24 protein-coding genes are annotated in these 24,918 nt (G+C 60.9%); 13 read left to right on the plus strand and 11 right to left on the minus strand.

Annotated elements, in window-relative coordinates:
• Positions 1-113 precede the first annotated feature (113 nt).
• The 3 genes from glgP to NW851_RS05075 all read right to left on the minus strand — a co-directional run bounded on the left by glgP (position 114) and on the right by NW851_RS05075 (position 4,720).
• Positions 114-2,315: an alpha-glucan family phosphorylase gene (gene glgP, locus NW851_RS05065; protein ID WP_414334950.1), complete on the minus strand. Its 2,202-nt coding sequence runs from the start codon at positions 2,313-2,315 to the stop codon at positions 114-116.
• A 411-nt stretch (positions 2,316-2,726) separates the two neighbouring features.
• Positions 2,727-3,923, minus strand: coding sequence for a SpoIID/LytB domain-containing protein (locus NW851_RS05070; RefSeq protein WP_414337203.1), 1,197 nt, complete (start codon positions 3,921-3,923; stop codon positions 2,727-2,729).
• A gap of 269 nt (positions 3,924-4,192) precedes the next feature.
• Positions 4,193-4,720, minus strand: coding sequence for a nucleoside deaminase (locus NW851_RS05075; RefSeq protein WP_414334948.1), 528 nt, complete (start codon positions 4,718-4,720; stop codon positions 4,193-4,195).
• Between the two features lie 199 nt (positions 4,721-4,919).
• On the opposite strand from NW851_RS05075, the gene NW851_RS05080 reads away from it, so the two are divergent.
• The 3 genes from NW851_RS05080 to NW851_RS05090 all read left to right on the plus strand — a co-directional run bounded on the left by NW851_RS05080 (position 4,920) and on the right by NW851_RS05090 (position 8,737).
• The gene (locus tag NW851_RS05080) at positions 4,920-6,134 is read left to right on the plus strand and encodes an HhoA/HhoB/HtrA family serine endopeptidase (protein ID WP_414334947.1); all 1,215 of its coding nucleotides are present in this window, start codon (positions 4,920-4,922) and stop codon (positions 6,132-6,134) included.
• Positions 6,135-6,284: 150 nt separating this feature from the next.
• A complete protein-coding gene (gene ppk2 / locus NW851_RS05085; RefSeq protein ID WP_414334955.1) occupies positions 6,285-7,094 on the plus strand; it encodes a polyphosphate kinase 2 in 810 nt (269 codons plus the stop codon).
• A 44-nt stretch (positions 7,095-7,138) separates the two neighbouring features.
• Positions 7,139-8,737, plus strand: a complete 1,599-nt coding sequence (locus tag NW851_RS05090) for a protein kinase domain-containing protein (protein WP_414337204.1) — start codon at positions 7,139-7,141, stop codon at positions 8,735-8,737.
• Positions 8,738-9,224: 487 nt separating this feature from the next.
• Here NW851_RS05090 and purS read toward each other — a convergent pair whose 3' ends face one another.
• Positions 9,225-9,482: a phosphoribosylformylglycinamidine synthase subunit PurS gene (purS, locus tag NW851_RS05095; RefSeq protein WP_414335961.1), complete on the minus strand. Its 258-nt coding sequence runs from the start codon at positions 9,480-9,482 to the stop codon at positions 9,225-9,227.
• A 62-nt stretch (positions 9,483-9,544) separates the two neighbouring features.
• Between purS and NW851_RS05100 the strand changes: the two genes are divergently transcribed.
• Positions 9,545-10,318 (plus strand): ABC transporter permease, encoded by a 774-nt coding sequence (locus NW851_RS05100; protein ID WP_414335959.1) that lies wholly within the window; start codon positions 9,545-9,547, stop codon positions 10,316-10,318.
• Positions 10,319-10,343: 25 nt separating this feature from the next.
• A complete protein-coding gene (locus tag NW851_RS05105; protein WP_414337205.1) occupies positions 10,344-11,072 on the plus strand; it encodes a 2-phosphosulfolactate phosphatase family protein in 729 nt (242 codons plus the stop codon).
• 53 nt (positions 11,073-11,125) lie between these two features.
• On the opposite strand, the gene NW851_RS05110 is transcribed toward NW851_RS05105, so the two are convergent.
• A complete protein-coding gene (locus NW851_RS05110; protein WP_414335958.1) occupies positions 11,126-11,410 on the minus strand; it encodes a hypothetical protein in 285 nt (94 codons plus the stop codon).
• Positions 11,411-11,627: 217 nt separating this feature from the next.
• On the opposite strand from NW851_RS05110, the gene argC reads away from it, so the two are divergent.
• The gene (gene argC, locus NW851_RS05115; RefSeq protein WP_414335956.1) at positions 11,628-12,734 is read left to right on the plus strand and encodes an N-acetyl-gamma-glutamyl-phosphate reductase; all 1,107 of its coding nucleotides are present in this window, start codon (positions 11,628-11,630) and stop codon (positions 12,732-12,734) included.
• Positions 12,735-12,772: 38 nt separating this feature from the next.
• Positions 12,773-14,182: a hypothetical protein gene (locus NW851_RS05120; RefSeq protein ID WP_414335954.1), complete on the plus strand. Its 1,410-nt coding sequence runs from the start codon at positions 12,773-12,775 to the stop codon at positions 14,180-14,182.
• A gap of 30 nt (positions 14,183-14,212) precedes the next feature.
• Here the strand turns inward: NW851_RS05120 and NW851_RS05125 are convergent, their stop codons facing one another.
• Positions 14,213-14,875 (minus strand): Uma2 family endonuclease, encoded by a 663-nt coding sequence (locus NW851_RS05125; protein ID WP_414337206.1) that lies wholly within the window; start codon positions 14,873-14,875, stop codon positions 14,213-14,215.
• Between the two features lie 135 nt (positions 14,876-15,010).
• Complete coding sequence (locus NW851_RS05130; protein ID WP_414333550.1) at positions 15,011-15,835, minus strand: creatininase family protein; 825 nt, start codon at positions 15,833-15,835, stop codon at positions 15,011-15,013.
• A gap of 166 nt (positions 15,836-16,001) precedes the next feature.
• Between NW851_RS05130 and NW851_RS05135 the strand changes: the two genes are divergently transcribed.
• Positions 16,002-16,412 (plus strand): hypothetical protein, encoded by a 411-nt coding sequence (locus NW851_RS05135; protein WP_414333541.1) that lies wholly within the window; start codon positions 16,002-16,004, stop codon positions 16,410-16,412.
• On the opposite strand, the gene NW851_RS05140 is transcribed toward NW851_RS05135, so the two are convergent.
• Positions 16,409-17,680, minus strand: a complete 1,272-nt coding sequence (locus NW851_RS05140) for an aspartate aminotransferase family protein (RefSeq protein WP_414333539.1) — start codon at positions 17,678-17,680, stop codon at positions 16,409-16,411. The two genes, NW851_RS05135 and NW851_RS05140, sit on opposite strands and share 4 nt — an antisense overlap.
• Before the next feature lie 103 nt (positions 17,681-17,783).
• Here NW851_RS05140 and cysC point away from each other — a divergent pair, with 103 nt between their 5' ends.
• The 3 genes from cysC (at position 17,784) to lspA (ending at position 19,359) form a co-directional block, all read left to right on the plus strand.
• Entirely contained in the window at positions 17,784-18,323 is a 540-nt protein-coding gene (gene cysC / locus NW851_RS05145) for an adenylyl-sulfate kinase (protein WP_414333538.1), read from the plus strand.
• Positions 18,324-18,409: 86 nt separating this feature from the next.
• Positions 18,410-18,634: a hypothetical protein gene (locus NW851_RS05150; RefSeq protein WP_414333537.1), complete on the plus strand. Its 225-nt coding sequence runs from the start codon at positions 18,410-18,412 to the stop codon at positions 18,632-18,634.
• Between the two features lie 209 nt (positions 18,635-18,843).
• Positions 18,844-19,359 (plus strand): signal peptidase II, encoded by a 516-nt coding sequence (lspA, locus tag NW851_RS05155; protein WP_414333548.1) that lies wholly within the window; start codon positions 18,844-18,846, stop codon positions 19,357-19,359.
• Positions 19,360-19,515: 156 nt separating this feature from the next.
• Here the strand turns inward: lspA and NW851_RS05160 are convergent, their stop codons facing one another.
• The gene (locus tag NW851_RS05160) at positions 19,516-20,511 is read right to left on the minus strand and encodes a carotenoid biosynthesis protein (RefSeq protein WP_414337207.1); all 996 of its coding nucleotides are present in this window, start codon (positions 20,509-20,511) and stop codon (positions 19,516-19,518) included.
• 205 nt (positions 20,512-20,716) lie between these two features.
• Between NW851_RS05160 and NW851_RS05165 the strand changes: the two genes are divergently transcribed.
• Complete coding sequence (locus NW851_RS05165) at positions 20,717-21,607, plus strand: M23 family metallopeptidase (protein ID WP_414337208.1); 891 nt, start codon at positions 20,717-20,719, stop codon at positions 21,605-21,607.
• Between the two features lie 165 nt (positions 21,608-21,772).
• Here the strand turns inward: NW851_RS05165 and NW851_RS05170 are convergent, their stop codons facing one another.
• Together NW851_RS05170 and NW851_RS05175 are read right to left on the minus strand one after the other, a co-directional pair.
• Positions 21,773-22,438, minus strand: a complete 666-nt coding sequence (locus NW851_RS05170) for a hypothetical protein (RefSeq protein ID WP_414333531.1) — start codon at positions 22,436-22,438, stop codon at positions 21,773-21,775.
• Between the two features lie 310 nt (positions 22,439-22,748).
• Positions 22,749-23,324: an NUDIX hydrolase gene (locus NW851_RS05175; RefSeq protein WP_414333529.1), complete on the minus strand. Its 576-nt coding sequence runs from the start codon at positions 23,322-23,324 to the stop codon at positions 22,749-22,751.
• Between the two features lie 91 nt (positions 23,325-23,415).
• Between NW851_RS05175 and trpE the strand changes: the two genes are divergently transcribed.
• The gene (gene trpE, locus NW851_RS05180; protein WP_414333546.1) at positions 23,416-24,912 is read left to right on the plus strand and encodes an anthranilate synthase component I; all 1,497 of its coding nucleotides are present in this window, start codon (positions 23,416-23,418) and stop codon (positions 24,910-24,912) included.
• Positions 24,913-24,918: the final 6 nt, after the last annotated feature.

The raw sequence follows: 24,918 nt of genomic DNA on the forward strand, positions 1-24,918 counted from the left end.
GGGGCCGGGGGTGAGGGCTCTCCCTCTGGGAGAGGGGCCGGGGGTGAGGGCTCTCCCTCTGGGAGAGGGGCCGGGGGTGAGGGCTCTCCCTCTGGGAGAGGGGCCGGGGGATCCTAGCCGACCACAGCCGAACCTGACAAAGTCCGGCTCACCTCTGCTTCCAGGGGCTGAGGCTCGTAGATTTTCAACACGTACTCGGCCACCATGCGGTCGGTGTTGAAAACCGGGTTGAGGGTGCGGATCGCCTCCTTCATGCGGGCAATCCAGCGGCGCGGGATCCCTTGCTCGTCCCGCTCATAGAACATGGGGATCACCTCATACTCCAACAAATCGTAGAGAGAGTTGGCGTCCAAATCGTCTTGGGCAGCGGGATCCAAGCCTTCGATTTCTTGGCCGATGGCCCAGCCATTGCGGCCGTTGTAACCCTCCGGCCACCAGCCGTCCAACACCGACAGATTCAACCCCCCGCTGAAGCCCACCTTTTGCCCTGAGGTGCCAGAAGCTTCCAGAGGGCGTCGCGGGTTGTTCAGCCACACATCTACCCCCTGCACCAAGTTGCGACCGACATAGGCATCGTAATTTTCAATGAAGGCGACCCGGTTGGCCACCTCAGGGCGATTGGACCATTCCACCACCCGTTGGATCAGGCGCTTGCCCCCCTCGTCCCGCGGATGGGCCTTGCCGGCAAAGATAATCTGCACAGGATACTCTTTATTGGTGAAGATGCGGGTCACTCGCTCCAGATCGCGCAGGATCAAATCTCCTCGCTTGTAAGTGCTGAAGCGGCGGGCAAACCCAATCGTCAGGATCTTGGGATCCAACAACTGGTTGACCGCCTGGATGCGCTCATTGCTTTCGCCGCGGTTGCGCCGCGCCCGCAACACCCGGTGGCGGGTAAAAGACACCAACCGCTCCCGCAGGGCTTCCTTGCGCCGCCACAGCTCCTCATCGGGAATTTCTTCCACCTTGGCCCACAGTTCCGGATCCGACACCCGCTCCGGCCAGTCGGGGCCCAAGTACTGATCGTAGAGGTTCCAGAAGAGGGGGGAAACCCAGGTGCGGGCGTGCACCCCATTGGTAATAGAGCTGATGGGCACCTCATCCACCGACCGCTCGGGGTAGAGCACATGCCACATCTCGCGAGAAACCCGTCCGTGCAGCTTGCTTACCCCATTGGCCGCCCGCGCGTAGCGCAAAGCCAGCACCGTCATGTTGAAGGGCTCCCAGGGATCCCCGCTGCGACGAGCTCCCAAAGCCAAAAATTGCTCCCGCGTCAGGCCCAGTTGTGGCCAGAAGGAAGCAAAGAACGCATCCATCTCGTTGGGGCTGAAAGCATCGTGGCCAGCCGGCACCGGTGTGTGGGTGGTAAAGACACATTTTTCCCGCACCTTGGCCTCCGCCGCCTCAAAAGGCGTGCCCCGCGCCACCTCTTCCCGCAGCAGCTCCAAGGTCAAGAAGGCGGCATGCCCCTCATTCATGTGATAGACCATGGGATCCAGGCCCAACTGGCGCAGCAGACGCACCCCCCCGATGCCGAGGATACACTCTTGGGCAATGCGCGTGTCGGTGCTGCCCCCGTAGAGATGGGCGGTAATCCAGCGGTCGATGGGATCGTTCTCCTCCAGGTCGGTGTCCAGCAGCAAGAGAGGCACCCGGCCCACGTCCGCCCGCCAGGCGCGCGCCTTCACCAGCCGCTGCCGCATCGCCACTTCCACCAACAGAGGGCTGCCATCCGGCTGACGCACCAAGGTCAGCGGCAAAGACTCAAACTCGGAGTCTTCATAAAGCTCCCCCTGCCAGCCACTGGTGTCCAGGCGCTGCTGGAAATAGCCCTGACGGTAGAGCAATCCAATGGCCACCAGGGGCACTCCCAAATCGGAGGCCGACTTGAGGTGATCGGCGGCCAACATACCCAAGCCCCCAGAGTAGGTGGGCAAAGACTCGTGTAGGCCATACTCAGCGCAGAAATAGGCGATGGGGCGCTGCCAGTCGTAGGTTTTCATGGTGCGCTTGGCCCAGGTATCCTCAGCCGCCATGTACTGCCGATAGGACTGCACCATCCGGTTCAACGTGTTGAGGTAGTTGACGTCAGTAGCCAAGGCCGCCAGGCGCAAGTAGGAAACCTCCTCCAGCATGCGCACCGGGTTGTGAGAGGTTTTTTCCCACAGGGCAGGATCCATTTCCCGGAAAATGGTGAGATGATCGGGGTTCCAAGTCCACCAGTAGTTGCGGGCGATCTCGCACAAAGGGGTAAGCGCCTGCGGCAGCGCCGGGCAACGTTCAGGAAAAGCGGGGGCTAAGGTGGCAATGGACATAGGGCAGATACCTGAGGTTAAAGTTATGGGCTCGAAAAAGAAGAGGTAGAGGTCGATCCCGGTAAACGTATCTCAATTATTATTAAGCCGATCCTGAGGATCCGCAGAAGAGAATTCAAGATTTCTACAAAATCTTCAGGAGACGCAACTCAGCTTTTGCGGAGCTTTCCTCGATCTTGCCACAGTGGCGTGGAGCCCTCAAAAACAGCGACCACCAGCAGACCAGGTTTCGATTCCGCCACACTCAAGAGAGGGTGCGGCATCAGAGTTAACAAGATCTGCAGAACCCCAACGAACTCTCAGGAAACTTCTCCAGAGCGATCAAAATGTTGCTACCCCCAAACTCTTAAAAACTACAGCTACTTTTGCTACCAATCGGTTATTTTGTGGGTTTTTTCCCGAAGTTGAGCCCTAGCGTCCTTCCACCACGGCCAGGCGGGTGTTGCGGTAGTAGTGGCTGAGGATCTGTTGGTAGGAGTAGTTTTGGCTGGCCAGGGCGGCAGCTCCCCACTGGCTCATGCCTACCCCGTGCCCGTAGCCGCGCCCCTGGATCTCGAAGAAAGCCGGTGAGGCTGCTGCAACAGGGGTCAGGCTGGCTGTAGTGGCCGTCTCCCCGCGGGGGCTGATGGCGATCATCGTGCTGCGCAACCCCAGGGCCCGCCGAAATTCGCTGCCGCTGACGTCTTTGCTGCCTTGGGATCCCAGCAGGCGCAGGGTGATGGCCCGTCCCCAGGGGGAGCTGCGCAGGATCTCGATGGAACGGATGGCCCCGATCCCGCCGGCCAACTGCTGGAGCTGCTGGGCGGGAATGGTAGCCGTCCAGCTAAACACCGGCGAGTGGTGATCGAAATCGGGCACCCCCTGCAAGTAGGGCCGCGATTCTAACCAGACATTCCCTGCATCATCCGTGTGCCCGCCCCCGGAGGAGTGGAAAACGGCATTGATCAACTGCCCCTGGTGGATAAGCACCTGTCCGGCGGTTTCGCGGGCTGCCGCTTGGGTGCGGTTGGATTCGGCGGCCACCCCTTTGTAGACCTGCCAATCGACGCCATTTCCCAAGTCAAAAGGCTGCTGGGAGCGACGACTGCGGTGGTAGAGGGCGTAGGTGCGGGAGGCCACCGCTTGGGCTTTGAGGGCCTCCATGGGAAAACGATGTCCCATCTCGCTGCCCACCACGCTGGAAACGTAGTCTTCCAAGCCAACTTGGTTGATGGCGATCACCCCACTCTCGCCGGGGATCAGCTCCACCCAGCCGCGGTACCAGTTCTGGTCGATGAACACCAACCCATCGGGGGTAGTGGGCTGTAGGTAAAGGCGTTCTCCCTGTTGGCCGGCCAAACCGACCGCCGAGCCTATCCGGCTGGCCTGCAGCGGCTGCATGGCCGGAACTTCGGCCAGTGGCTGTCCCTGGGCGTTCAACAGGCGGGCCGGGGCAGAGCTGCCAAGCCTGACCTGCGGCTTGTTGACGGCAATCCCCACCCGCAGCAGCACCCGCGCCTGCACCGGGAAGGCCAAACAGAGCCAGGCCCAGACCAGAAGGCCGATCCCCCTAAGCCAAGCCGAGGGCAGCGGAGACACAACCGGAGAGGAAAAGAGGGCTACACTCACACGTCACTCCTCTAGGTAGAGACCACCTATGAGCAGCGGATCCCCTGCCCACCGATGGGCGAGGAAGGGATCCACCAGAAAATCTACAAAGCAAGGCCTGAGAAGGCAGATCTCAAAACTCACCCGAAACTCAAGCCGCTGCCTGTCCTATGGGATCCCGGCCAGCCGCTCGCGTTAGCGGGCCGGAGGCCTTAGCCGATATGACAGTATCAAAAACCTCTCGCGGATGCACGACTTCAAGCCGACCTTTTTGTCGCCCAAGTTCCCCATTAGGTTGCCAGGGGGATCCCCCGCCGGCGGCAAAACCACTGCTGCAACAAGCGACGACACTCGGCCTCGCAAACCCCGCCGATGACCTCTGGGCAATGGAAGCTGGCGGCAGAAGCAGGCACATTGAGCACGCTGCGCAGCGCTCCGGCCTTGGGATCGTCGGCGCCGTAAATCACCTGGGCCAACCGCGCTTGGCTGATCGCCCCCGCACACATGGGGCAGGGCTCGAGGGTGACATATAGCCGACAGCCCTGCAACTGCCAGTCGCCCAGGCGCTGCCCCGCCTGCCGTAGGGCCAAAATCTCCGCATGGGCGGTGGGATCCCGATCCCGTTCCCGCCGGTTGCCGCTCAGGGCCAACAACTCTTCCCCCGGCCCCACCACCAGAGCTGCCACCGGCACCTCCCCAGCTTCTCCTGCCCGCTCGGCTTCTCGCAGGGCCAACTGCATCCAGGCGCGGTGGCGCTGCCACGGATCCCGCCCCTGGGGCAACAAAGAGGGGAGCTTGCTCGAATTGCCGATCGTCATTGGGCGTTTGAGCACTGCCGTTGCCCGCCAGATTTGCTAAGTTAAGCGCAAAGCCCTTACCAATCTAGAGGAATGGGTGAGGGTGGGTAGAATAGACGTAAAGTTGGACTGGGCTGGCGTCAGTTGGCAGATTTGGCGCAGGTTCTTTCCATCTTCGCATTTGTTTTCTCGGCAATACGGCTTAGCTTTGGGAGGGATCATGGCGCGGATTCTACGGCAAACACTTCTGGCGATGGCTTTGTTCGGCGGCGGCGTTGCCGGTGGAGTCTGGCTGTCGTCTCGAGCGGGGCAAGCATGGCTGCAGCAAACTCCCCTTGCCACTTGGTCGCAGCGGGCCGGCGGGGGGGTGGGATCCCTTCTGCCTGAGTCTGCCTCTCCCGCCGATGCCGTGCGGCCTTCCAATTTCATTGCCGCTGTTGCCCAAAAGGTCGGCCCGGCGGTGGTGCGCATCGATGCCACCCGCACCGTAGCCAGCCCCATCGATCCCGAGCTGTTTAACCAGCCCCTGTTCCGTCGCTTCTTTGGGGGACAAATCCCGCAACTGCCGCAGGAGTTTCAGCAGGAAGGCACCGGATCCGGATTCATCATCGATGCCAACGGCCTCATCCTCACCAACGCCCACGTGGTAGAAGGCAGCGAGCGGGTTAGGGTTCATCTGCTGGATGGACGCACCTTTGAAGGGGAGGTCAAAGGCTCCGATCCGGTGACCGACATCGCCGTGATCCAGATCGAGGGCGAAAATCTGCCCACGGTTACCTTGGGCAACTCCGACCAGGTACGGCCGGGGGATTGGGCCATCGCCATCGGCAACCCGCTGGGCCTGGACAACACCGTAACGGCAGGGATCATCAGCGCCGTCGGGCGTTCCTCCGGGCAGATTGGGGCCACCAACAAGCGGGTGACGTTCCTGCAAACGGATGCGGCCATCAATCCCGGCAACTCGGGCGGCCCGCTGCTGGATGCGGAAGGTCGCGTCATTGGGGTGAATACGGCCATTTTCCAGCGGGCCCAGAGCGTCGGCTTTTCCATCCCCATCAACCGCGCCATGGAAATTGCCGAGCAACTCATCCGCAATGGCCGGGTGGAGCATGCCTTCTTGGGCATTCGCATGATTACCCTCAGTCCCGATTTGGTGGCCCGCCTCAACCGTGACCCGGCCCGCCCCACCCCGCTGACGGTGCAAGAGGGGGTGTTGATCGGGCAGGTAATTCCCGGCTCCCCGGCTGAGCAAATTGGCTTGCAAGAGGGGGATGTTATCACTGAGATCGACGGCCAGGCCATCCGCGATGCCGAGCAGGTACAGCAGTTGGTGGAAGCTGCCGGAGTAGGCAAGACGCTGACGCTGCGGGTCATCCGCGACGGCCAGGCGCGCACCTTCCAGGTGAAGACGGGGGTGCTGCCGGTGGGCTCTTGAGCAGGTAGGCTGGGATCCTGGCCCCGACCAACCCCCTGGTCAGTCCAGTTTTGGAGCTGTTTTGTGATCCCCGAACCCCACCTTTCCTCTGAAACCCCTCTCTCTGAGGTGAAGCCGAACGTTAAGGGCAAAAAGAAGAAATGGCTCAAAATCGGCGGGATCTCGAAACCTGCCCCTGAGCGCCCCAAACTCTCCCGCAAAGATTACGAGCGAGCCTTGTTCCCGCTCAAGGTGGAGCTGGTGAAGCTGCAGTACTGGGTAAAGCACCAGGGCCTAAAGGTGGTGATCATCTTTGAGGGGCGCGATGCTGCCGGCAAGGGGGGCATGATCACGACCCTGACCCAACCCCTCAATCCCCGCGGCTGCCGGGTGGTTGCCCTGGGGGTGCCCTCAGACCGAGAGCGCACCCAATGGTATTTTCAGCGCTACGTGGCCCATCTCCCCGCTGCCGGCGAGATCGTTATCTTCGATCGCAGTTGGTACAACCGGGCCGGAGTCGAGCGAGTGATGGGCTTTTGCACCGAGGAAGAGTATCAGGAATTCATGCGCTCCTGTCCCGAATTTGAGCGCATGCTGGTGCGCTCCGGCATTATCCTTTTGAAGTACTGGTTTTCCGTGAGCGACGCAGAACAGGAGCGCCGCTTCCAAAAACGGGTGAAGGATCCGCTCAAACGCTGGAAACTCAGCCCCATCGATCTGGAGTCCCGCAACCGCTGGGTCGAGTATTCCAAAGCCAAGGACGCGATGTTAGCCCACACCAACATTCCCGAGGCCCCCTGGTTCACAGTGGAGGCCGACGACAAGCGGCGGGCCCGTCTCAACTGCATTCACCACATTCTCAGCAAGATCCCCTACGAAGACTTAATCCCTGAGGCGATAGAGCTGCCGCCGCGCCCGCCAGGAGAGCTCTATCGGCGGCCGCCCCGCAACGAGCAGTTCTATGTGCCGTCTATTTACTGATCCCCGTGACAGAATAGCCCTAGAGGCGGGGAGCGAGATCGCGTATGGCTTGGGCAGTTGGCGAAGAATTGCAGGGGGGGCGCTACCGCATCGAGGCCATTTTGGGGGAAGGGGGCTTTGGCATCACCTACCGCGCCTGGGATAGCGTCCGTGCTGACTATGTGGTTATCAAGGTCTTAAACGACAGCATCCGCGAGGATCCCGATTATCCCCGCTTCCAGCAAAACTTCATGAACGAGGCGCTGCAACTGGCCCGTTGCCGCCACCCCCATGTGGTGAAGGTGGAAGAGGTGATCTGGGAGCAGGATTCCTGGTGCATTGTGATGGAGTACATCCGTGGCCAGACTCTGCACCAGCTTTTGCGGCAAAAGGGGCCGCTGCCCCTGCCGGAAGCCCTGCGCCTGACGCGGGAGGTGGGATCCGCCCTCATGGCCCTGCACGAACAGGGGATTCTGCATCGAGACGTGAAGCCGGCCAACATCCTGGTGCGGGAGGGATCTGGGCAAGCGGTGTTGATCGACTTTGGGCTGGCGCGGGCCTACGCCCAAGGTCTGATCCAGCGCCACACCTCCTACGGCACCGATGGCTACGCCCCTCTGGAACAATACGACAGCCTACGCCGCCGCGGAGCCTTCACCGATGTCTACGCCTTGGCAGCGACCCTCTACACCCTGCTGACAGGAATGGTGCCCCTGTGTGCGCCGGTGCGGGCCACAGGCCGCCAGTTGGATACCCCCCGCAGCCTCAACCCCAGCATTCCCGAGATTGTAGAGGCCGCCATCCTCAAAGGGATGGCTCTCCACCCCGAAGAGCGCCCGCAAACCATGTCCGAGTGGCTGGCCCTGTTGCCGGCAGCGGTCTCTCCAGAAGAGAAGAAGCAGCCGGTTGCCTTTGAGCCGGCCCTTCGCACCCAGGATCTGCAGGAACTAGAGCAGCTTCTAGCCCGGCAACCTCAAGATGAGCTGGAACAGCTCCTGGCCCAGCACTCAGCAGAAGAGCTGGAGCAAATAGTGGCGCCCCCCACCCCTGCCACGATAAAGAAAAAAGAGGGGGCATCCGGATCCCTGGTTCCTTTTGAGATCTGTCCAGAAAGGCAAGGGAGCTGGGAGGGATCCCTGCCCGCTACTCTCCCCTGGCCAGACTGGGTGGGAGAAGCGGCTCCCGCCCTACAAGGGCTGTGGGATCGGCTGCGGGCCGGGCGGTGGGGGGAAGCGGATCGCTGGACGACGGCCCTGATGTTAAAGCTGGGCGGGCGATCCCAGGTGGGCTTTTTCGATCCCAAGGATGTTCAGGCTTTCCCCTGCCCGCTGTTGCGGCTGATCGACCAACTGTGGATGCAGGCCAGCCATGGGCGCTTCGGCTTCACCGTCCAGAAGCAGCTCTGGCAGGAGTGCGATCCCGAGGCGGGAGGCGGGATCAGATCGGGCTCCTTCTTGGCGTTGCCCCGCGAAGCGTGCATGGGAGAAAGAGTCGGCTGGCGGGTGCAGGGCCGCTGGTTGGGGTATGGGGAGCTCAAGACCAACCTGGAAGCACCAAAAGGTCACCTGCCGGTGGGCTTTCTCTGGGGCTACTCAGGTGGCCTGCACTCAGCCCTGTTGGTACTGGATCGAGCGGTGCTGAAAAAGCTAAAAGCCTGTCTATAAAAAAACTCCCCTCTCCCAAAAAGAAGAAGAAAGGCTAGGGGGGTCGCGTCAGCGGCGCAAAGCGCCTGGGGAGCGTCTTAATCGGGTTTGAAACGCAACGACTCCCGAAAACAGGACGACAGTCAATGCCCTCGGCCTGCAATCGTCTTAGATACGGGAGTGCCGCAATTGGAGGAATTTTGGGTGGTGCCGTTTGCATTCACCGCTATTTTTTTGTGGGCGACAATAGACAGAAATTGCCCCTATCTAGGATAGATTTTGCCATCCCAGTCCTAGCCAAACCTTTCATATTCAAACTTTCAAAGCCAATTATGTCGGATTTTTCGAGTAACTGAATTGCGGTTTTGTAGTGAAAAGCTTGCCTTTGCCCAGCCCTTAAACCTAGGCTTCCCCAATCGCCTTGCCAAACTGTCTTTGTCGATACACCCTGCTGGCTCTACAGTGGCGCGAAAGCTCGATCAACCCCCAATCATGCGAACCCCGCAAATTAACCCTCGATGGGATCCACTTGGATTTGATAGGTCTCGATCACCGGGTTGGCCAGCAGTTGGTCGCACAGCTCGCCCACCTGGCGTCGGGCAGTTTCGGCGTCGGGAGCCTCTAGCTGCAGTTGGATGTGCTTGCCGATACGCACCTGCCGCACCTGGGTGTGCCCCAACTGATGTAGGCTGGACTGGACGGCGGCCCCGGCAGGATCGAGCACAGAGGGGCGCAGGTGAATCTGGATCTGGGCCTGGAACTGCATAAAATGGGAGCTGGATCTGTTACCAGTGTATCAGTCGGATCGTCACGGCTTTGGGTGCAGACATGGATGCGACGCGCGTGGTGGCCATTGCCCACAACGTTTTCCGAGAAACGATTCGGGATCGGATTCTCTACCTGGTGATGGTATTTGCGGTGGCCATGCTGGGAGCCATTGTTTTGATCCCGCAGGTGGCTAACCAAGCCCACAACAAGATTATTGCCGACTTGGGGTTGGCGGCCATTCACTTCTTTGGGCTGATCGTGGCCATTTTCGTTGGCACAGGGCTGGTGAATAAAGAGATCGAAAAGCGCACCGTCTATGTGCTGATTGCCAAACCCATGAGCCGGGCAGAGTTCATTGTCGGCAAGCATCTGGGCCTGTCGGCTCTGCTGTCGGTGCTGGTGCTGCTGATGACGGCCGTTTTTCTGCTGAGTTTGCTGGTGGTGCAGGCTCCGATTCCCCTTTTGGCCGTTTCCTGGGCGGCGGCCTTTACTTTCTTGGAGCTGGCGCTGATTGTCGCCGCCGCCCTGCTATTCGGGGTTTTTACCTCTTCAATTTTGGCTACGCTCTACACCATTGCCCTGTTCCTGATGGGCCATGCCAGCCGTGCTCTGTTGCAATTGAGCAAGTTGGTGGAAGATGGCGGGTTGGGCAAAGTGTTCGAGATGATCTACTGGGTGTTGCCGGATCTGGAGCGCCTCAACCTGAGAGACGCTGCCGTTTACGGCCAAGTTCCCCCTCCGGCAGAACTTCTCGTAGATGCACTTTACGGCTTGGTTTACACCCTTTTGCTGCTCATTCTGGCGGTGTTGGTGTTTGCCCGGCGTGAGTTTTAACGTTTTCGCTCCTCACCCTTTTCCCATGCGCTTTTCCCACTTCTACACGCCCGAACAGGTGCCTCTATCCGGGATCCCAGAGTGCGCGGTGGCCATCGATGTGCTGCGGGCCACCACCACCATTGCCACAGCGCTGGCAGCAGGGGCAGAGGCGGTACAGGTGTTTGCTCACTTGCAACAGCTCCAGGAGGCAAGCCAAAACTGGCCGGCTTGCAAGCGGCTTTTGGCGGGGGAACGGGGGGGCAAAGCAGTGGCAGGGTTCGATCTGGGCAATTCCCCCCTCGACTACACCCCCGACCGCGTGCAAGACAAGCGCATCTTCCTGAGCACCACCAACGGCACGCGCAGCCTGCAGCGCCTAGAAGGGATCCCGGTGGTGATCACGGCGGCCCTGGTGAACTTGGGAGCGGTGGTGGAATTTCTCAGACAAGGAGCTTTTGCCGAAGTGTGGCTGGTGGGATCCGGCTGGGAAGGGGCCTTTTCGTTGGAAGACACCGCCTGTGCCGGGGCGATTTTGCATCGCTTGGGCTGCTCGTTGGAGCAGTTGGGCAACGACGAAGCGGTGGCCGCCCTAGCTCTCTACCAAACTTGGCAGGAGGATCTCCTGGGTCTGTTGCGGCGCTCTAGCCACGGGCAGCGGCTGTTGGGGCTTGGGCCGGAAAACGACAGGGATCTGGCCTATTGTGCTGAGCTGGATCGGCTCTCGGTGGTGCCCCGACAGGTTCAACCAGGGGTTTTGGCCAACAACAGGTAGTCCCTACAGCTCTTGGCCGGATCTCGACAGGCTGGATGCGGGCTCGTCTCCGACTAGCCCGCTTTTGCTGTATCGGGAGCAATGCTCAACGCTTTCTGGTGTAGCCACGCCTGCCATTCCCCCGGGATCAGCTTGTTGTGAAATGCATCGCCGGAAACAAACATATCCCGCTGATTCTGGGCCAAGACAAAAATGGAGCGGCGGTCGAAATGGGAGGTGAGCTTGTAGAGGGTGTAGGGGCCTTCGGAGTAGAGGGTCAGGGTTTCTTGATCCAGACCATGGCGGCTGCTTTGGCCGTAGGCTCGCAGAACAATGTTGATCAATCGCTCATAGTGCATAGACCGAAGATGATGAAGCTACCCAGACAGACACAAAGAAAGATAGAAGCCGCTGCCAAGGCCGAAGCAGCTCCGGTGAGCCCAGCATAACAAATCCCACTGGGTTGCTGGGCAATACCCGTGCGGATGAACAAGATGCAGGGGCAAATGCGGCGGAAAAATGCGATAGAACTTAAGGCAAGCCATCATGTAACTTCTCCTGCACAGGCAGCTCCCCATGGCCAATATGGCGCCCCGCTCCTTCCCACCCGTCGATCCCGTCCGCGTCGCCATTGTCGGGGCTTCCGGGTATGGAGGAGTGCAATTGGTGCGGCTGCTGAGCGAGCATCCCGGCGTGCAGCTTACCTACTTGGCCGGCCAGGACAGTGCCGGCAAGCGCTATGGGGATCTCTATCCCCAGTTGGCCCAGGTGGTGGATCTGACCGTGCAGCCGGTAGAGGTGGATCGCATTGCCGCCAGCAGCCAGGTGGTGTTTTTGTCTTTGCCCAATGGGCTGGCGGCGGACCTGGCCCCGCCTTTGCTGGCCAAAGGCTGCAAAGTTCTAGATCTCTCGGCAGACTACCGCTTCCGCAACCTGGCCACCTACCAATCGTGGTACCGCCTGGGGCAGACGGATCCCAACTGGCCCAGCCCTGCCTATCGCCAAGCCAATGAGCAGGCGGTCTATGGGCTGCCAGAGCTGTATCGCGAGGCGATTGCCCAAGCCCAACTGGTGGGCTGTCCCGGCTGCTATCCCACCGCCTCGTTGCTGGCAGTGGCCCCGCTGCTGCGGCAGGGGTTGGTGGAGCTGGACAGCCTCATTTTCGACGCCAAGTCCGGCGTTTCGGGGGCAGGTCGCACCCCCAAGGTGGGATCCCTGTTTGCCGAGGTGGACGGCTCGCTGGCGGCCTATGGCGTGGCCCAACACCGGCATACGCCCGAGATCGAGCAGGGCTGTGCCGACCTGACCCACACGCCCATCACTGTGCAATTTACGCCCCACCTGGTGCCCATGGTGCGGGGCATCCACGTTACGTTGTACGCCAACCTGCGGGATCCCGGCTTTGTGGGGGAAGACTTGCTCACTATCTACAATGCTTTTTATCGCCAATCCCCCTGGGTGAGGGTGCTGCCGCGGGGGGTTTACCCGCAAACCAAATGGGTCTCCGGCACCAACACCTGCCTGATTGGGCTGGAGGTGGACACCCGCACCAACCGGGTTATCGTCCTGTCGGTCATCGACAACCTGATGAAGGGGCAAGCCGGGCAGGCAGTGCAGTGTCTCAACTTGATGATGGGATGGCCGGAAACGTTGGGTTTACCGCGGCTGGCCTTCTACCCCTAGCTATAATGCCGGTAATCCCCTTGAGGCCACTTCTGTCCATGTCTGAGCCCCTGGATCCTTCTTCCGCTTCCGAGCCCCACAATGCCTCGCCCAGCACTGCTGCGGATCCCGTCAATGGCGCTGCTGAGGGCCTGAACTGGGAGGAGCTGTGGCGGCAACTGGAGGCGGGCTGGCAGGATCTGCCCCGGCGCTCCGAAGAAACGGTGCAACAAACCCTGGCCCGCCTGCAACTGGAGTGGGGCGGGCTGTGCCGAGAGGCGCGGGATCGGCTGCAGGCAGCTCTGGACAGGGCAAGAAGTGCAACTTCTCCAGAGCCCATCCGGCAAGAGCTGCAAGCCCTCCTGCCCTTGCTTAACCCCTGCCAATGGGAGGTGGTCATTGGCTCTTTGGGGCGGGCTGCCGATCGAGCCTGGGTGGCCAGCCTGTTGTATCACGGCCTGCAGGAGCCGGCGGAAACCGATTCCTGGGTGCTGAGCTCTGAGCAACGCTCTGCTCTGGAGGCGATGAGTGCCCGTGCCTATGGCAACAGCCGCCTGCCTCTTGTGATGGACAAAACCGGCCAGATCCAGGTGACAGCCTCAGCCGCCTTGTTAGTCACCTTGATTGCCATCGAGATTGGCAGTGTGGGTTCGGCAGGTGCTTTGTCCTTGTTGGGCACACCGGAGCTGCGCAGGCTCTTGAATGCCGAGGGCAAGCTGCGGCGAACCGGTTTGAAACAGGGACGCACCGCTCTCACGCAAGAAGAATGGCAAACCCTGCGCCGTTGGCTGGATCCCAAGGGATCCCCCCCCGACTGGTACCTCAATCTCACCCAAGTGGGGATCCAGACCACCCAGGTGGGGGACTATGCGGCCCGGCGGCTGCGGGAGTTTTTCCAGAGCGAGTGGATTAAGCTCGTGATCCCCCCCCTGTATCACCTGGTCATCGATGCAGTGCGGCTGCTGACGGGAGAAGTGTTTCTCAGTGTGGGCACCACCCTGGAATCGGCCTTGGAATCAGCAGAGGCAGGGCGGCGGCTGGAGTTGGTGCTGCAAGCCTTGCCCCAGGCGCGGAATATTCCCGACCCCGACCGGATCCAGGCCGCCATCCCTGCCGTGGTGGAGGCTGCCGAGAAAGCCCTTCGACCCCTGCTGGCACGACAGTTGATGACGGTGGCCAACATCTTCGATCCGCCCATCCGCAACGAGAGCTTAAATGAGTTGGGGCGGCAGCTCAACCTCTGGAACCCCTTCCAGTTTTTGCTCACCTGGGGCACAGCCGGCTGGCTGGCGGCCCTTTTGGATCGGATTGAGGAACTGCAGCAGACCTACCCGGAAATGCCTCTGTGGGAGAGCTATCGCCAGGGCGTTGAGACGGCAGCACAAGCTCCACGAGTGATGGATCAGGCAGAGGCCCTGCGCCTTACCGCCAAGAGCTTGGATCCCAAGATAGAAGAATCAGAAGACTGACCTCTCCTAAAATCTTTATCAGCGGTGGCCTCAAGCCTGGCGTTGGAGCTGTTGCAGGAGCCAGTTGGCCGCAGCAGTGTTGGTCTCGCTGGCCAGGCGTTCCAGAGCCTGCTCAAGCAGGGCTATCGGCAGGCCCGCCAGCACCTGCGACTGGGCAGTGGCCCGATAGCGCCTGTCCTCGGCCAGGGCAAAGGCAAAGACGCGCCGCCCTTTGACATCGATGACCCAGTACTCAGGAATGCCCAGGCTGGCATAAAGCTGCTTCTGCTCGTCCAGGTCAAGGCTGAGGGTAGTGTCGGCAATTTCGCCCACCAGGTCAGGGGGTCTTTGGAAACGCAAATCAATCCGCCGCGGCTCGCCAGCTTGGTACCTGGGGATGTTCTCCCCTTTGTAGAGCACCAGGTCGGGGGCACAGGCGTGGGTTTCTGGGTACTCAATCAGACAGCGACCGTAGGACTGCAGGGGCACATCCGGGTGTAGAAAGGCCCAAGCGAAAAAAATGGCCGTCATCAAATCGCTGACGGAGGCGTGCTCTGGCCCTTCTTTGCCCATGTTGACCCACAACCAGCCCTGGTAAAAAGAAATCTTCTGCCAGTCCAGGGTGGGATGGTTGCCAATGGTCAGGTAGTCCTGCCAAGTGGCGTCGTGCCGCTCGAGGATGGGAGGGGTGGCTGGCTTTGAGGCAAGAACCATTGCTCTCCCCTCACAGGGTAGGGGAACTTCCCCTCAAGCCTATCACCCGTCCTGGCGAAGTCGCTGCTTCCGCTCCTGAGAAGCAGGCTAGGGTTGGCCAGAAGCCTCAGAAGGTAAAGACATCTGCCGGGATCCCTACCTTGGCAGCGGGTCTTTGCGCCAAGCCTGGGGCTGCTGGAACTTGTACAGATCCCGGATCAGCCGCACCCAGCCATCGGCCATGGACTCCACCAAAAGTTTGCCTTTTTCCGGCGTGGCGGCGGTGGCATCCCCCAGGACGCCGCTCTTGCTGAGGTCGCGAGTTGTCCAGGCAAAAGAGATCCGCCCTTCCAGGCTAATCAGGCTGTCTTCCGGCAGATCCTGAGGGTACTCGCAGACCAAGCGGTCAGTTCGTACTGTCTCGGGCAACAGGTACATCAGCATGCTGGTCTCGCCGTCGCCGGCATGGATGCCCAGTTCCCGTTCTTTCGGGGTCATCAGCTCCTGGCCTTGGTGGGGAACGCGCCAGACGGAGATGGGGAAAAGGAGGAAGTCTTCGTGCTTCTGGTGCAGGTCGCGGGCCACAATCTGCAGCACTTCGGGCTGGCCGCCGTGGGAGTTGAGGAACACCAGCTTGCGAAACCCGGCCCGGTAAATGCTTTCGGCCACTTCGGTCAGCACCGCCATCAGGGTTTGCGCCGAGAGGGTGATGGTGCCCGGAAAATGCCAGTGCTCGTTGGCTTTGCCGTAGCACTGGGTGGGCAGGACATAGGCCGGGATCCCCGGCTCTAGTTTTTCCATGGCCCGCCCGATGATTGCGGTGCCGATGCAGGCATCCACCACTAGGGGCAGGTGGGGCCCGTGTTGCTCGATCGAGGCTACGGGCTGGATGATCACCACATTCTCTTTGTCGGGCATGGCCTGGATCTCCGTCCAGGTCAGGTAGGGGAAAAAGCGGTGGGGTGGGATAAAGGTGTGCATCATGGCGGGATCCGGTTGCAAGGAATTTCGAGGAGCCTTGCCTGCAAGACTAGCACCTTGGGCAATCTCTGCTTCCGACGGGATCCCCTCGCAGAACCTGAGAAGGCGTCTCTTAAGATCAGGTGTAGTTTGTCTCGATCGTTCCTAAGCGGAAGCCAGCCGTTCCATGACCCTGTGGCCCTGTCTGCCTGCTCAATGTGGCTCTGGTGAGGAGCCCCCCCTTAGAGGACGTCCTCTGCCTGCTGGGACGGAAGTAGGGAGTGCCCCCACCTCACCCCGCCGCCTTCTAGCTTTGCCGGGGCCGCAAGCCACCCTCTACGTGGAGCTGATTCAGGTTTCTCTCCACAATCTTGAGGCGGGATCCCCGGCGCTGCTCTGGGTGCGGCCCCTGTTGCTCGAGCAGGGATCCCAAGTGTGGAACCTGCGATCTACCTCGGACTTGCTCTGGCCGGCTGCCGGCTTTGTCCCGGCCTACGCCGAGGAGGTACTGCCCCTGCTCGAGCAGGCCAGGGATCCCTTGCCCCATGAGGCCCGCCAGCGGCTGCAGGCGTTTTTGCAACAGCTCTACCAGGGCTAAGCTTGCCAGGACTCTGTCCCGCCATCGCCAACGGCTAAGCTCTGCAGAGCCGATTCCAGCCGCGCCAGCGCCTCGTCAATCTCCTTTGGCGTGACGATCAAGGGGGGCACAAAGCGCACCACCTGGGATCCCGCCGGCACCAGCAGTAGCCCCTGCTCCAGGGCCGCCCTGACCACCTCAGCCGCCGGGATGCGCACCACCAAACCCTGGATCAGGCCCCAGCCGCGCACCTCTTGAACAAGCTGCGGAAACTGCCTTGCCAGGCGAGACAGCCCCTGGCGCAGATAGGCTCCTGCCTGCTGGGCATTCCAAACCAGGCTTTCGGCCATCAGGGTGTGGCAAACCGCCAGGCCCACTGCACAGGCCAAGGGATTGCCGCCAAAGGTGCTGGCGTGATCCCCTGGCTGAAACACGGCGCAAAACTCTTTGGCCAAGAGGGCGCCAATCGGGATCCCACCGGCGAGACCCTTGGCCAAGGTGAACACATCCGGCTCCACTCCCAAGTTGCAGTAGCCCCAGAGCCTGCCGCTGCGCCCCATGCCCACCTGCACCTCATCCAACATCAGCAGGATGCCCCGCTCGCTGCAGACCCGGCGCAGCCACTGGAAGTAGGCGGGATCTCCTGGGACAACCCCCCCCTCCCCCTGCAGCGGCTCCAGCAGCACGGCACACACCCGCTCGCCCCAGCGCTCCAACACCACCGCCGTACCCTCGAGATCGTTGTAGGGAACGTAATCGAAGCCGGGCACCAGAGGGGCAAAGTCTTTTTGGTATTTCGGCTGGCCGGTGGCGGTAATGGTGGCCAGGGTGCGTCCATGAAAGCTGGCCTGGGCGGTGAGGATCACCGGATCCTGGATCCCGCGCACCGTATGGGCGTACTTGCGGGCCAGCTTGATGGCGCCTTCATTGGCCTCTGCCCCCGAGTTGCAAAAAAACACCTTATCGGCACAGGAGTGCTGGGTCAGCCATTGGGCCAGTTGCGCCTGCGGCTGGTTGTAGTAGAGGTTGGAAACATGGTGCAACTGTTGCGCCTGCTGCGTCAGCGCCTGGATCCAAGCGGGGTGGGCATGGCCCAACGTGCAGGTGGCAATGCCGGCCACAAAATCCAGGTACTCCCGCCCCTCTTCATCCCAAACCCGGCAGCCTTCCCCCCGCACCAAGGTCAGAGGATAGCGAGCGTAGGTGGACATCACATGCTGCTCGAACAGCTCGGCAGTGGTCGCGGATTGCGAGGGGGTATCGACGAGAGAAGAGCTCAGCGGTGACATGGCCGGCGGCAAGACAGAGAGAGAATGGACAGTGATTCGAGTGTATCACTCTGCTCTGAGGATGCTATTCTGACGAAGCTCTAAGGAGACGGGATCCACACCCATGGGGCGGCGGGGGGTAACAGTCTGGTTTACGGGGCTCAGCGGCGCGGGCAAAACCACCCTGAGCTGCGGTGTGGCCCAGCAGTTGCAGGCTCTGGGGCTGGCGGTGGAAGTGCTCGATGCAGACCTGGTGCGGCAACACCTGACCAAAGGGCTCGGCTTCAGCAAAGAAGATCGGGATGAGAACGTTCGCCGCATCGGCTTTGTGGCAGAGATGCTGACCCGCCACGGGGTGATCGTGCTGGTGTCGGCCATTTCCCCTTATCGGGCCACCCGGCAGGAGGTGCGGCGGCAGATCGGCAACTTCATCGAAGTCTTTGTGGATGCCCCCCTAGAGGTATGCGAACGTCGGGATGTCAAGGGCCTCTATCGCAAAGCGCGGGCAGGTCTCATCCAGCATTTTACCGGCATCGACGATCCCTACGAGCCGCCGGAATGTCCAGAGGTGGTGTGCAAAACCGCCGAGCAAAGCATCTCTGAATGTATCGAATTGGTGATGCAAAGCCTGAGAATTCACGGCTATCTCCAACAATTCTCCTAGCTTAATAGAGCGCTGGGCCTGGCGGGTTTGGGATCCCTTGTGGGAAGATATGAACAAGCATTTCGTTTCTGAGAATCAAGGTAGCTATGGCAGTGACTCGTGCCGGACGAACCTCTGTGATGCGGGGCAGCAGCGAAGGAAACCCTGCCAAGTTCATGGAAATGGCCAGCTCTTTGCTCAACACCCGCACCCGCCAAGGCAGTGGCAAAAAGGTTGAAGATCGCTCCTCCTACGGCAAGGCGGGCAATCCGCAAGAGTTTCTGCAGATGGCCAGTGAGTTGCGCCGATCCCTGGAGCAACAGGGTCGGTAGCCGCTCTGGCTCTCTTTATCTGGACTGTGGGATCCCCGTCCGGCTCAGCCAGCCGGGCGTTTTTCTTGATTAAGCTCTCCAGCCAGATGAACCCCCAAGCCTTGCCCCTGCGGTTTGTCACCCACACCACAGGCGGGAGAGAGAATGTCAGGATGGGAAAAGTGCTCCTCTGAGCGCTATTGCCAGTGGACGTGGTGAAGCAAAAGGGCATGAAAAACACGGGCTTTTGGCTGGCCGGGATCCTGGGCGTGATCCTGGATCAGGCGACCAAGCGTTGGGCGGTGGAGCGGCTGCTGCCGGGGCCGGAAATCGAGCTGTGGCCGGGGGTGTTTCACCTCACCTATGTGGAAAATACCGGCGCCGCCTGGAGCCTGTTTGCCGATTCGGCAGAGTTTCTCAAGTGGGTCTCGTTGGGGGTAGCGGTGGCGCTGGCGCTGCTGGCGATTCGCGGCGGCAGCCTGGGCCGTTGGGAACAGGCGGGCTACGGTCTGGTCTGGGCAGGAGCGGTAGGGAACGGCATCGACCGCTTTCTCAACGGCTACGTGGTGGATTTTTTTAATCTGGTTTGGATCCGCTTTCCGGTGTTTAACGTGGCGGATGTGGCCATCAACCTTGGGGTGGCCTGCTTGCTGATCGGCTTGCTACAGGACAAATCAAAGGAAACGGAACCGGCTTCCACTTCGCCTCATCCAGAAAAAAAGTCTGGCCACGGCGGCAGCAGTTAAGTTAACAAACTACTCCACCGCTGCCGCGACTTGGGCTCCATTTTGGGTGGCCCCGAAGGATCCCCCCATTCGTCCAGGCAGATATGGGCCAGCAAGAGGGGTGAGCACCGAAAGGGCTACAGGGCACTGTTGCTCCCTCATAACTACGCCAGGCAGCTATTTCACCCCCGCCCAGCCAGGATCCTCCAGCGCCTGCCAGGTTCGAGCTGCCTCTCCTTCAACCGCTTCGGGATGGGAGGGTGCAGGCGGGGCGTTCCACCACAACCCTAAGGCTGGCCCCAAGCCCAGCAACAGGCCTAGCCCCGCTGGCGCGAAAATGCCGGATCCCAGGCTCATCAGCAGGGCAAAAGCAAAATTGGCTACATAAAGCACCAGCGGCCCCAACAACTGGCGGCGGTTCAACACAGGCTGATCTTTCCCCCAGAGGAGGTTGGCTACGGTCATAAAGGCGGCCCCGGTCAGCATCCAACCGCCGAAGTTTTGCAACGGCATGCCGAAAAAAGGCCCCGGCTGAAACCACGTCCAAAAGGGGATCAAGCCGCGGGTCATGGCCGGATCCAGCACGAAGTCCCAAGCGGTGAGCAGCAGCGCCCCCAACAGGATGGCCTCGCAGTGGATCAGCCAGTGGCGACCCGCTTGCAGCGCCACCCGCGCCAACAGGTAAGAGGACAGCCCCACGTAAAACCAAGACAAAGGGATCGTGAAGGGAACCAGCCCGGCAATCTTGTAGCCCAGCCCACTGAGGTAGCCGTAGTCGCCAAAGGGGATCCCTGTACTGGTGCCCAACAGCTCGCTGGCCAGGGAGATGCCCACCGCCGGGATCAAAAACATCAACAGGCGCCGCACTCCCAACAGTCGGGATCCCATCAAAGCCGCCGCCAGCGCCCCGAACACCATGTAGGCAACGCCGCCATTGCCCATGCTCCAGGAGAAGGCTTGAATGCCAACGGGGGGCAAACTGGCCACCCACTCAGGATGGGGTACAACCCAAAGCAACCCTGCCAACCCGAAGAGCAAAGACAGAATGTGCAAACCCAGCGCCAAAGCTTCCAGCCGCCGCCAAATTGAGCCGGACAGAGGCAGAACACTTCGCCAAACAGAAAGCTGCAAAGACGGACTGACGAGAACACCAGAGGACGAGAACCAACGCATGAGAAACTCCAGGAGAGTGGTTAAGCAAAGCCGCTCTGCCTCTCTACCGCTCCTACAACGGCTGAGGAGAAAAGCGGGTGGCCTGGGAAGAAAGCCCAACTCCAAGAACGAACCCGCTTGCTTGCGGGCCGGCCTACTTGGGATGGCTCCCTGGACAGAGGTGTCACTGCTGCTAACGGTGACACTGCTGATATTTTGCTGTCTATTGTATCAATTCGTAAACATCCCCTCTGTCTTTGCCCAGGGCCTGCCCCTACCTCGGTGGCAGGGATCCCTGGTGGGGGTGTACGCCCAGTTGGCCCGGGCTGTGGAGCGCCGGGACTGGTCTCAGGCCCTGCGCCTGGTGGATCTCTTGTATCGGCAGTCGCAGGATCCGGCTCAGCGTCAGGAGCTGGAAAACTATCGGCTGGCGCTGGAGAGCCATCGCTCTGCCGATGGGGATGCGCCGCTGCCCCAGTGGCCGTTCTTGCACAAGCCCTTTGTCGGCGAATTTCCCGTCACCAACCTTTTCGACCACGATATGCCCCTGGGGGAGGAAGATGGCAACGGACGGTTTGTCAGTGGGCAAGGCCAAGTTTGGCTCCCTGGCCCGCTGCACCCCTGCGGCAAAAGCGATGGCCACGCCGGCTACGACTGGGCCATGCCGGTGGGTACGCCGATCTTGGCCGCCGCTTCAGGACGGGTCACCTTGGCGCGTCAAGAGCCGCAGTTTTTGTGTCCTGGCTTGGGCCGCCCGGTCAGGGGGTTGCGGGTGCGCATTCTGCACGAGCCAGGCGGCTTGGAAACCCTCTACGCCCACCTCAGCCAAATCCGGGTGCAGGAGGGACAGAGAGTGGCGGCAGGGGACGTAATCGGCCTCTCGGGCGACAGCGGCTGTGCCAGTGGGCCCCATCTCCATTTTGAGGTGCGCCGCCTTGATCAAACCAACTCTGGCCAACCTGCCCCTGTCGATCCCTACGGGTGGTTTGGGTCTGACCTGGATCCCTGGAGCCTGGATCCCCTGGGAGCTGAAAGCCTGTTTCTCTGGCAGGTGGGCCAAGCGCCCAGCCTGGGCGTCTGCTGGCAGGCTCAGCAGCTCTCTGGTCACCCTCAATAGGCTGGAGACGTTTCCCTCACCCCCGATCCCTCTTTCAATGGGAGTCTCCCCTCACCCCCGACCCCTCTCCCAGTGGGAGAGGGGAGTTGCAGGGGACTGCTTCGCAGCAATTGGGAACGAATCCCAGCGGCCTATGCCTTGTCGCCAATCGAAAAACTTGGGATGCTACAGATCGCGGCGGACAAAGCCATCTCCTTCCCACTGGTAGAGGGTGGCGCGCGAGTCGCGGTTGGATCCCGGCACGCTGGAGATGACCAGGATCCCTTGGGGGCTGACCCGCAGGCTGGCATTGCTTAAGTCTGTTACGCTTAGCAACGGCACAAACCCCTCTAGCCGGTGTTCCAAGACCAAGACAGACCGCAGCAGGCTGATGCCCCCTCGCTCGGTGAGCAGCACCAACTTGGGCTGGGTGCTGGGGGTGATGTCGGTGCGCAGGTGAGCTTCCACCAACCGCCCTGGGATCGGCTCAGCCGTGTGGAGCAGGCGAAAATCGTATCCTCCCTGATGTCCAAAGCTGAGAACCCGCACCACCGGCTCCACTGTCGGCTGCCGCTGGATTTCAAACACGGCCACTACATCCTGACGATCGGAAGCGGTGAGGCTGGCCGCAAACAGGCGCAGGTTTTCGCCACGATTGCCACGGATGAAGTCCCACCAGATGGATTGACGAAATAGGGCAACAACTCCTTCGCGCGCGCTGCCCCCCTCAGAAACAGCCGGCAAAAGCGGAAGCATAGGCTGGGAATGGGCAGAACCAACGGCAGTTGGTAGGGTGACAACCAAGGCCACTCCCCAGGCTATGCGACCATAGGAATACAACAGCTTCCGCATATTTCCTCACCCCTCGACCCTAAAATTCTAGGAGACTCCAAGGCTTCTCCAGTTAACAAAGTAACCGGGATAAGGGATCCCTCTGATGTTCAATTCAACGTCGCGCCCACCTTGATGGTCAGGGGCGACTGATGCAAGAGATTGATCTATACTGGCTGCCGTAGATAACGCTAGAAAAAGCTGTACAAAAAAGTCGTAGTCATTATCAAATGGAACGGCTCGCTGGATCGATCCCTAACTCTCGCTCTGAGGGAGGGAAGCTAGGCAAGGCAAAGGTTCACCGGCAATTGCAATGGCCAGAGTTTGCCACTCATGTCTGGTTGCCACTTGGAATAGCCCCCTTTTCTGCCGCCAAAAACAATTGGGCCCGCCAAAAGCAGGCGATAGATTTGCTATCAAAGTCCAGGCCAAAACGGGCCATTTCCGTTAGTTCAGCAGGCGAAAACTCCACGACGGCGATGTCTTCATCCTCGTCCTTGGCCGGTGGAGCATCCAGCACTTCCAGATCCCGCGCCAGGTAGGCGTACATGATCTCGCTGGAATAGCCGGGGCACAGATAAAATTGGCCGAGGGGATCCCAGCGGTGGGCGCGCAGGCCGGTTTCTTCTTCCAGCTCGCGGCGAATGGTTTCATCCGGATGTTCTCCCGGCTCGACGGTGCCGGCAGGAAATTCGTAAAGGTAGGCGGCGACGGCAAAGCGATACTGGCGAATGCAGACAAACTTGCCTTCGGCAGTCACCGGCACGGCCACAACGCCGCCGGGGTGGATGAGGTACTCCCGCTCCCCTTCTGTGCCGTTGGGAAAGCGCAAACGCTGGCTGACAAAAGTGTACTTGTGGCCGTGGAAGCGCAGGCGCTCGCGAAGGATCTGCGATGGGGTATGCATGGCCAAGGTTCCCGAGAGAAAAGCCCCCCTCAGCTTAATGGTTGCCCGCCTTAGGGTAAAGTCGAGAGGCAAACCGCAGGAAGTGCAGGCCATGATCTTCCCTTCCCTGAAGGAGTTTCTCGCCCTCAGCCAACAGGGCAATTTCATCCCGGTGTACCAGGAATGGGTGGCGGACTTGGAAACGCCTGTCTCTGCCTGGTACCGGGTCTGCGCCGGGCGGCCCTACAACTTTTTGTTGGAATCGGTGGAGGGAGGGGAGCAGGTGGCCCGCTACAGCTTCCTCGGCTGCGATCCCCTGTGGGTGCTAGAGGTGCGCGGGGATCAGGCCTTGCAAATCCACCGCGACGGGCATCGAGAGCAGCACCACGGGGATCCCTTTGCCATTTTGGCCCGCTGCCTGCAGCCCTATGAGCCGGTGCACCTGCCAGAGTTGCCCAGCAGCATTGGCGGGCTGTTCGGCTACTGGGGCTATGAGCTGATTCGCTGGATTGAGCCCAAGGTACCCATCCATCCCCCGCAGCCAGGGGATCCGCCCGACGCCATCCTAATGCAGGTGGACAGCATCCTGATCTTCGACCAGGTGAAGCGCAAGATCTGGGTGGTGGCCTTTGCCGACACGCGCCAGCAGCCGGCGGAGCAGGCCTACGCCCAAGCTTGCCAGCGGGTGGAAACGCTGCTGCAACAGCTCAGCGCTCCCCTGTCGCTATCCCACCTCAGCCTCGACTGGAAGCCCCACCTGCCCGATGCCATTCCCCCCAGCACCCTCAGCCGCGCCGCCTACTGCCAGGCGGTGGAGCAGGCCAAAGCCTACATCCGCGCCGGCGAGATCTTTCAGGTGGTGCTCTCGCAGCGCTTGACCAGCCGCTTTGACGGGGATCCCTTTCGCCTCTACCGCTCCCTGCGGCTGATTAACCCCTCCCCCTACATGGCATTTTTGCAGTTTGGGGATCTCTGCCTGATTGGCTCCAGCCCAGAGGTGATGGTCAAGCTCAGCCGGGTGGGGGAAGAGCGCATCGCCACCGTGCGTCCCATCGCCGGCACCCGCCCCCGCGGCACTACCCCCGCCGAAGACCGCCAGTTGGAGCAAGAGCTCTTGGCGGATCCCAAGGAGCGGGCGGAGCACGTCATGCTGGTGGACTTGGCCCGCAACGACCTGGGAAGGGTCTGCCGCCTGGGATCCGTGCAGGTGGACGACCTGATGCAGATTGAGCGCTACAGCCACGTGATGCACATCGTCAGCAACGTGGTAGGGCAGTTGGATCCCCGCTACAGCGCCTGGGATCTGCTGCGGGCCACCTTTCCTGCCGGCACCGTTACCGGCGCCCCCAAAATTCGCGCCATGCAGATTATCCACGAGCTGGAAGGGTGCCGCCGCGGCCCCTACGCCGGTGCCTACGGCTACTATGACTTCTCCGGCCAACTGAACACCGCCATCACCATCCGCACCCTGCTGGTTCAACGGGGCCAGGTGAGCGTCCAAGCCGGGGCGGGCATCGTGGCCGACTCGGATCCAGAGCGGGAATATCAAGAATGTTTGAACAAGGCGCGGGGCATGCTGATGGCAGTGGCCAGTCTGCAAAAGGGGTAAAGGTTC

The organism is Synechococcus sp. H55.7 (assembly GCF_047462395.1).
GTDB lineage: Bacteria > Cyanobacteriota > Cyanobacteriia > Thermostichales > Thermostichaceae > Thermostichus.